The 8,288-nt window shown below is 69.0% G+C and carries 1 protein-coding gene; it reads left to right on the top strand.

The features are described 5' to 3' along the window. A partial coding sequence (locus ACWD3E_RS42925; protein WP_451392888.1) for an amino acid adenylation domain-containing protein occupies positions 1–8,288 on the top strand: 8,288 nt, incomplete at both ends.

Below are 8,288 nucleotides of genomic sequence, written 5' to 3' on the forward strand. Positions count from 1 at the left end.
CGGGCGGACTTCCAGGTGAAGATCCGTGGTTTCCGGGTGGAGCTGGGTGAGATCGAGGCGGTGGTTGCGGGGCATCCGCTGGTGTCGCAGGTGGCCGTGATCGCGCGGGAAGACAGGACCGGGGACAAACGCCTGGTCGCCTACGCCGTACCGCGTGAGGCGGAAGCCTTTGACGCCGGTGAGCTGCGCCGCTACGTGGGCGAGCGCCTGCCCGAGTTCATGGTCCCGGCCGCGGTCGTGACGCTCGCTGAGCTGCCCCTGACCGCCAACCGCAAACTGGACCGGCGGGCGCTGCCGACGCCGGACTACGCAGCCGCTGTGACCTCTCGTGCCCCGCGCAGTGACCGTGAGCAGGAGCTGTGCGAGATCTTCGCCGAGGTGCTCGACGTGGAGCGGGTCGGTATCGACGACAGCTTCTTCGACCTCGGCGGCCACTCCCTGCTTGCCACCCGGCTCATCAGCCGGATCCGCACCCGACTCGGCATCGAACTCCCCCTCCGCACTCTCTTCGAAGGGCCGACCGTGGCCCGGCTCGCCGACCGGATCACCAGGGACAGCGGCCGGGCCCGCCCCGCGTTGGCCGCCCGCACCCGGCCGGCCGAGCTGCCGCTGTCCTTTTCCCAGCGTCGGCTCTGGTTCCTGAACCGTCTGGAGGGTGCGGCGGCTGCCACGTACAGCATGCCGATCACCCTGCGGCTTACCGGCAGCCTCGACCGGGATGCGCTGGCCGCCGCCCTGCGGGATCTCGTGGAGCGGCACGAAAGCCTGCGGACCGTCTTCCCCGAAGACCCCGACGGCACCCCCTACCAGCACATCCTCGATACCCACGAAGCGGTCGTGACGCTGGACGTGGTGGAGACGACAGCCGCTCAGCTGAACGTCCGCGTCGCCGAGACCGCGGCCCATGGCTTCGACCTCACCACGCAACCGGCCTTGCGTGCCCGACTGTTCACTGTCGACGACACCACGCACCTACTGATGGTGGTGCTGCATCACATCGTCGGTGACGGCTGGTCCATGGCCCCGCTGGCGCGCGACCTGACCACGGCGTACGAAGCGCGGATCAGCGGTGAGACCCCCGGGTGGGAGCGGCTGCCCGTGCAGTACGCGGACTACGCGATGTGGCAGCGGGAGCTGCTGGGCGACGAGTCCGACCCGGACAGCGTGGCGCACCGGCAGATCCAGCACTGGACCGAAGCCTTGGCGGATCTTCCGGAGCAGCTGGCGCTGCCCACGGACCGGCCCAGGCCCGCGATCGCCTCGAACCGCGGCGACAGCGTGACCTTCACCCTGGATGCGGAGCTGCACCAGCACCTCGCCGCTCTCGCGCGGGAGTCGGGCGCGAGTGTGTTCATGGTGGTGCAGGCGGCCTTCGCAGCCCTGCTGTCCCGGCTGGGTGCGGGAACGGACATCCCGATCGGTTCACCGGTGGCCGGCCGCACGGACGAGGCACTGGACGACCTCGTCGGCTTCTTCGTGAACACCCTGGTGCTGCGCACCGACTTGTCCGGTGACCCGACCTTCCGCGAACTGGTGGAGCGGGTCCGGGAGACGGACCTGGCCGCGTACGAGCACCAGGACGTGCCGTTCGAGCACCTCGTGGAGGTCCTCAACCCGACCCGCTCCATGGCCGCGCACCCGCTGTTCCAGGTCATGCTCGCCTTCCAGAACGTCGAGCAGCCCGACCTGCGCCTCCCCGGCCTCACAGCGGTGGTCGAGCAGGCCGCCACCACGGCCGCACGCTTCGACCTCTGCGTCTACCTCGACGAGCTGCACGCGGACGACGGCGCCGAACGCGGCCTCGCCGGCGTCCTGGAATTCGCCACCGACCTGTACGACCGTGCGACGGCCGAGGAACTCGTGGCCCGGTTCGAGCGGATACTGCGCGGCGTGGTCCGCGACCCGGACCGGGCGGTCGGGGAACTCGACGTCCTCGCCACGGCGGAGCGGCGGCGGATCCTGAAGGAGTGGAACGCCACCGACACCGAGGTGCGCCAGGCACCCCTGCCGGTGCTCTTCGAGGATCAGGCGGCGCGTACTCCGGACGCCGCAGCCGTGATCCACGACGACGTCACCGTCTCCTACGCCGAACTCAACGCCCGGGCCAACCGTCTCGCACGGCTGCTCGTGGAGCGCGGCGCGGGCCCGGAGCGGATCGTCGCGCTCGCTCTGCCTCGGTCGGTCGAACAGGTCGTAGCCGTGTACGCGGTGGTCAAGGCGGGAGCCGCGTACCTGCCCGTCGACCCCGAGTACCCGGCCGACCGGATCGCGTACATGCTGGACGACGCCCGTCCCGTGTGCGTGCTCACCACCACGGACACCCTGCACCTGCTGCCCGAGTCACTGCCTGCCGTCGTCGTCGACGACCCTGCCTTCATGACGGGCCTGAACGCGTACGCGGACACCGACCTGAGCGATGCGGACCGTTCCTCGGCGCTGCTGCTCGAGCACCCCGCCTACGTGATCTACACCTCCGGCTCGACCGGCCGCCCCAAGGGCGTGATGATCCCGCACGACGCCATCGTGAACCGTCTCGCCTGGATGCAGGCCAGGCACCCGCAGCACGCCGGTGACCGGATCCTGCAGAAGACACCGACCGGGTTCGACGTCTCCGTATGGGAGTTCTTCTGGGCACTCCAGGTCGGCGCGACCATGGTCGTCGCCAAGCCCGGCGGACACCGGGACCCGGCGTACCTGGTGGACGTGATCCGCGCTCAGCGCGTCACCACGCTCCAGTTCGTGCCGTCGATGCTCGCAGTGTTCCTCGCCGAGCCGACCGCCGGCACGTGCACCACGCTGCACACCGTCATCCTCGGCGGTGAGGCGCTGTCCCTCGAACTCGCCGACAAGTTCCGCCGCACCCTCGACGCGGGCCTGTTCAATCTGTACGGGCCCACGGAAGCGTCGATCGACGTGACCCGGTGGGTGGTCCGGCACGAGCCCGGCGCCCCCAGCGTGCCCATCGGCGCACCCGTGTGGAACACCCGTGTCTATGTTCTGGACGAACGCCTCCAGCCGGTCCCGGCCGGTGTACCGGGCGAGCTGTACATCGCCGGCGTGCAGCTGGCGCGCGGCTACGTCGGCCGGCCCGCTTTGACCGCGGACCGCTTCGTGGCCAACCCCTACGACACCCTCGGCCGACGCATGTACCGCACCGGTGACCTGGTGCGGTGGCGGGCCGACGGCAACATCGAGTTCCTCGGCCGCACGGACTTCCAGGTGAAGATCCGCGGCTTCCGGGTCGAGCTGGGCGAGGTCGAGTCCGCGCTTGCTGCTCATCCGGCGGTGGAGCAGGCCGTCGTGATCCTGCACGGCGGCAAGGGCGCCGCCGCCCGCCTCGTGGCCTACGCCGTACCGGCGCGCGGGGCCACCGTCGAGCAGGGGGAACTGCGGGAGTTCGTCGGCACCCGGCTGCCCGAGTTCATGGTGCCCGCCGCCGTGGTCGTCCTGGACGCGCTTCCCGTCACCGTGAACGGCAAGCTCGACCGGAAGGCCCTCCCTGTCCCCGACTTCGCGCCCGCCGTAGCCGGCAGGGCACCGCGCACCGACCGCGAGGAAATCCTGTGCGAGCTGTTCGCCGAGATCCTCGACGTCGAGAAGGTGGGAGTCGAGGACAGCTTCTTCGACCTGGGCGGCCACTCCCTGCTGGCCGTCCGCCTGGCCAACAGGATCCGTGGTGTCCTGGGCGTGGAGCTGCCCCTGGCTGCCCTCTTCGAGGCACCGAGCGTGGCACAGCTGGCCCGCCGCCTCGCCGGCGCCGAGGGTGCCCGTCCCCAGCTGGAGCCGATGCTTCGTCCGGCTGAGGTGCCGTTGTCGTTCGCTCAGCAGCGTCTGTGGTTCCTCAACCGGATTCAGGGGCCGGAGTCGGCCTCGTACAACATGCCGATCGCGTTGCGGCTGACCGGCCGGCTGGACAGGGAGGCGCTGGCGGCGGCGCTCGGTGACGTGGTCGCGCGTCACGAGAGTCTGCGCACCGTCTTCCCGGAGGGCCCGGACGGCACCCCGCTCCAGCGCGTCCTCGACGGTGCGGACGCCACAGTGGAGCTGCCCGTCGTCCACGTCACGGAAGAAGAACTGTCCGGCGCCCTCGCCCACGAGACCGCCGTCGGATTCGACGTCACACACGAACTCCCCTTGCGCGCACGCCTCTTTGCCCTCGAAGACGCCGTGCACGTCCTCCACGTGGTGATGCACCACATCGCGGGGGACGGCTGGTCCATGGAGCCTTTGGCGCGGGACGTGGCCGCCGCGTACGAGGCACGGGCAGAGAGCCGGGCCCCGCAATGGGAGCCGCTGCCGGTGCAGTACGCGGACTACGCGCTGTGGCAGCGCGAACTGCTCGGCGACGAGTCCGACCCCGACAGCCTTATCAGCCGTCAGGTCGCCCACTGGAAGAAGGAGCTCACCGAACTGCCCGATCAACTGGACCTGCCGATGGATCGCCCACGGCCCACGACGGCGTCCTACCGGGGTGGACAGGTCCCCATCGAACTCGACGCCCGACTCCACCAGGACATCAGCGCGCTGGCCCGCGAGACGGGCGCGAGTGTGTTCATGGTGGTGCAGGCGGCCCTGGCGACCCTGCTGTCCCGGCTGGGTGCGGGGACGGACGTCCCGATCGGTTCGCCGGTGGCGGGCCGTACGGACGAGGCGCTGGACGATCTGGTCGGGTTCTTCGTGAACACGCTGGTGCTGCGCACCGACCTGTCCGGTGACCCGACCTTCCGCGAACTCGTAGCCCGGGTACGGGATACTGACCTGAGGGCGTTCGCCCACCAGGACGTGCCGTTCGAGCACCTCGTCGAGGTCCTCAACCCCGTCCGTTCCATGTCCCGGCACCCCCTGTTCCAGGTGCTGCTCGCCTTCCAGAACACCAGTCCGCCCTGTCTTGCGCTCCCCGGCCTCGACCTGACCACCGAACCGGCGGAACTGGAAGCGGCGAAGTTCGATCTCACCGTCAACCTTGGCGAGGTTTTTGATGGTGGGGGTGGGCCGGCCGGGTTGTCGGGTGTGTTTGGTTTTTCGGTTGATGTGTTTGACCGGGCAACTGTTGAGGGGTTCGTGGTTCGGTTCGAGCGGTTGATGCGGGGGTTGGTGGGTGAGCCTGATCGGCCGGTGGGGTCGGTTGAGGTGTTGTCGGGGGATGAGCGGTGTGTGTTGGTGGGGGAGTGGAGTGGTGGCCGGTGGGGTGGTGTGCCGGTTGGTGTGACGGTGCTGGACTGGTTTGTGGAGCAGGTTCGCCGGGTGCCGGGTGCGGTGGCGGTGGAGTGTGGTGGCCGGTCGGTGTCGTATGGCGAGTTGGATGCTTGGGCGGAGCGGCTGGCTGGGGTGTTGGTCGGGCGTGGGGTGGGGCCTGAGCGGGTGGTCGCGGTGGCGTTGCCGCGTTCGCTGGAGTTTGTGGTGGCGATGGTGGCGGTGTGGAAGGCGGGGGGTGTGTTCTTGCCGGTGGATGTGGAGTATCCGCCGGAGCGTGTGGGGTTGATGTTGGCGGAGATGTCCGCGGTGTGTGTGGTGACCGCTGGGGATGCGGCTGGTGGGTTGCCGGGCGGGGTGGACCGGGTGTTCATCGACGCCGAAGAGGTCTTCAGTGCCGCCCAGAGCTCGGAGGTGTCTGTCGACACCCTGGAGACTGTGACGTCCTCTGGTGTGATGCCGGGTGGTGCGGCGTATGTGGTGTATACGTCGGGTTCGTCGGGGCGTCCGAAGGGTGTGGTGGTTGAGCACCGGGCGTTGGCGGGCTACGTGGGGTGGGCTCGTGAGGCTCATGGGGCTGTGTCGGGTGTGGTGGCGTGGCAGTCGCCGGTGACGTTCGACATGACGGTGGCGTCGGTGGTGTTGCCGTTGGTGTCGGGTGGTTGTGTGCGTGTGGTGGATCTGCGGTCGCAGGTGGCGGCGGGTTCTGCGCCGGCGTTCATGAAGGCGACGCCGAGTCATGTGGCGTTGCTGACGGCTTCGCCTGTGGAGGCCTCACCTGGGCGGGAGTTGATGCTGGGTGGTGAGGCTCTGGTTGGTGCGGATGTGGCGCGGTGGCGTCAGGCGCATCCGGGTGCGGTGGTGTTCAACGCGTATGGGCCTACTGAGACCACGGTGAATGTGACGGAGTTCCGGGTCGGTCCTGGTGAGGTGTTGGGGTCGGGGCCGGTGCCGATCGGGCGTCCGCAGGGTGGGTGTCGGGTGTTTGTGCTGGATGCGGGGTTGCGTCCGGTGCCGGTTGGGGTTGCTGGTGAGTTGTATGTGTCGGGTGTGCAGGTGGCTCGGGGGTATGCGGGTCGTCCTGGGCTGACGGCGGGGTCGTTTGTTGCGTGTCCGTTCGTTGCGGGTGAGCGGATGTATCGCACGGGTGATGTGGTGCGGTGGCGTGCGGATGGAAATCTGGAGTTCGTCCGACGGGCGGATGAGCAGGTTCAGGTGCGTGGTTTCCGTGTCGAGCCTGGTGAGATCGAGGCTGTGCTGGGGGAGCATCCGGGTGTCTCGGCCGGGGTGGTGGTCCTGCGGGAAGACCAGCCCGGCGACAAACGCCTCATCGCCTATGCGGTTGCCGATAATGGGACGGCACTCGACGGGGAAGCCCTGCGTGGCTATCTGAGTGTCCGTCTGCCGCAGTACATGGTCCCGGCCGCGGTCGTACTCCTGCCCGAGCTCCCGCTGACCGCCCACGGCAAGCTCGACCACCGCGCCCTGCCCGCACCCCGGTACCACGGCGCGCCGAGCCGCGAACCCCGGAACGGACAGGAAGAGGTGCTGTGCGGGATCTTCGCCGAGGTGCTCGGCGTGGAGCGGGTCGGTATCGACGACAGCTTCTTCGACCTGGGCGGCCACTCCCTGCTCGCCACCCGCGTCGTCAGCCGCGTCCGCACGGTCCTCGACGTGGAACTGCCCCTGCGCGCTGTCTTCGAGACGACCACCGTGGCGCAGCTCGCCGAACGGCTCACGAAAGCCGCGGGCGCACGAGTCGCGCTGGCACCGATGGACCGGCCGGCTCAGGTGCCGCTGTCCTTCGCTCAACGCAGGATGTGGTTCCTGAACCGCTTCGAGGGAGCGACGGCCGCTACCTACAACATGCCCGTCGTCCTACGGCTGACCGGCACACTGGACCAGAAGGCCCTGGCCGCCGCCCTGCGAGATGTGATCGAGCGGCACGAGTCGCTGCGGACCGTCTTCCCCGAGGGCCCCGACGGCTCGCCGTACCAGCGGGTCCTTGACGGCGAGCGGGCCACCCCCACGCTGGACGTGACCCGAGCGAACGCGGAAGCGCTGCCGGAGCTGGTGGCCGAACAACTGGCGCTGGGCTTCGATCTGAGCAACGAAGTGCCCGTGCGGGCACGTCTGTTCGCGGTGTCGCAGGACGTGCATGTGCTGGTGGTGGTGTTGCATCACATCGCCGGCGACGGCTGGTCGATGGCGCCGTTGGCGCGGGATGTGTCAAGTGCCTATGAGGCTCGGGTGGGCGGGAAGGCTCCCGGGTGGGAGCCGCTGCCGGTGCAGTACGCGGACTACGCGCTGTGGCAGCGCGAACTGCTCGGCGACGACTCCGACTCCGACAGCCTGATCAGCCGACAGGTCGCCTACTGGAAGCAGCAACTCGACGACCTTCCAGAACAGTTGGAGCTACCGGTGGACCGGCCGCGCCCGGCGGTGGCCTCCTTCCGGGGCGACCAAGTGGCGTTCGAGGTGGATGCCGACACCCACGCGGGCCTGGCAGAGCTCGCCCGGGAGTCGGGTGCCAGTATGTTCATGGTGGTGCAGGCGGGCTTCGCGGCGCTGCTGTCTCGGATGGGTGCGGGGACGGACATCCCGATCGGCACACCGGTGGCGGGCCGTACGGACGAGGCGCTGGACGATCTGGTCGGGTTCTTCGTGAACACGCTGGTGCTGCGGACGGATGTGTCGGGTGACCCGACCTTCCGCGAACTCATCGGACGGGTGAGGGAGACGGACCTGGCCGCGTACGCGCACCAGGACGTGCCGTTCGAGCACCTTGTGGAGAGGCTGAACCCGGTCCGGTCTATGTCCCGGCACCCCCTGTTCCAGGTCATGCTCGCCTACCAGAACGACGCACCGGCCGAGCTGCGTCTGCCGAACCTCACCCTCGCAGGCGAACTCACGGAAACCGGCACGTCCAAGTTCGACCTGCTACTCAGGATCACCGAGAGGGAGACGCACACCGGTGGCATGGAATGCCTCCTGGAGTTCGCTGTGGATCTGTTCGATCGGCGGACGGTCGAGGGTCTGGTGGAGCGGTTGGGTCGGTTGTTGTCGGCGGTGGTGGCGGATCCGGATGTGCGGGT

The sequence above is a fragment of the Streptomyces sp. NPDC002676 genome, assembly GCF_053592455.1.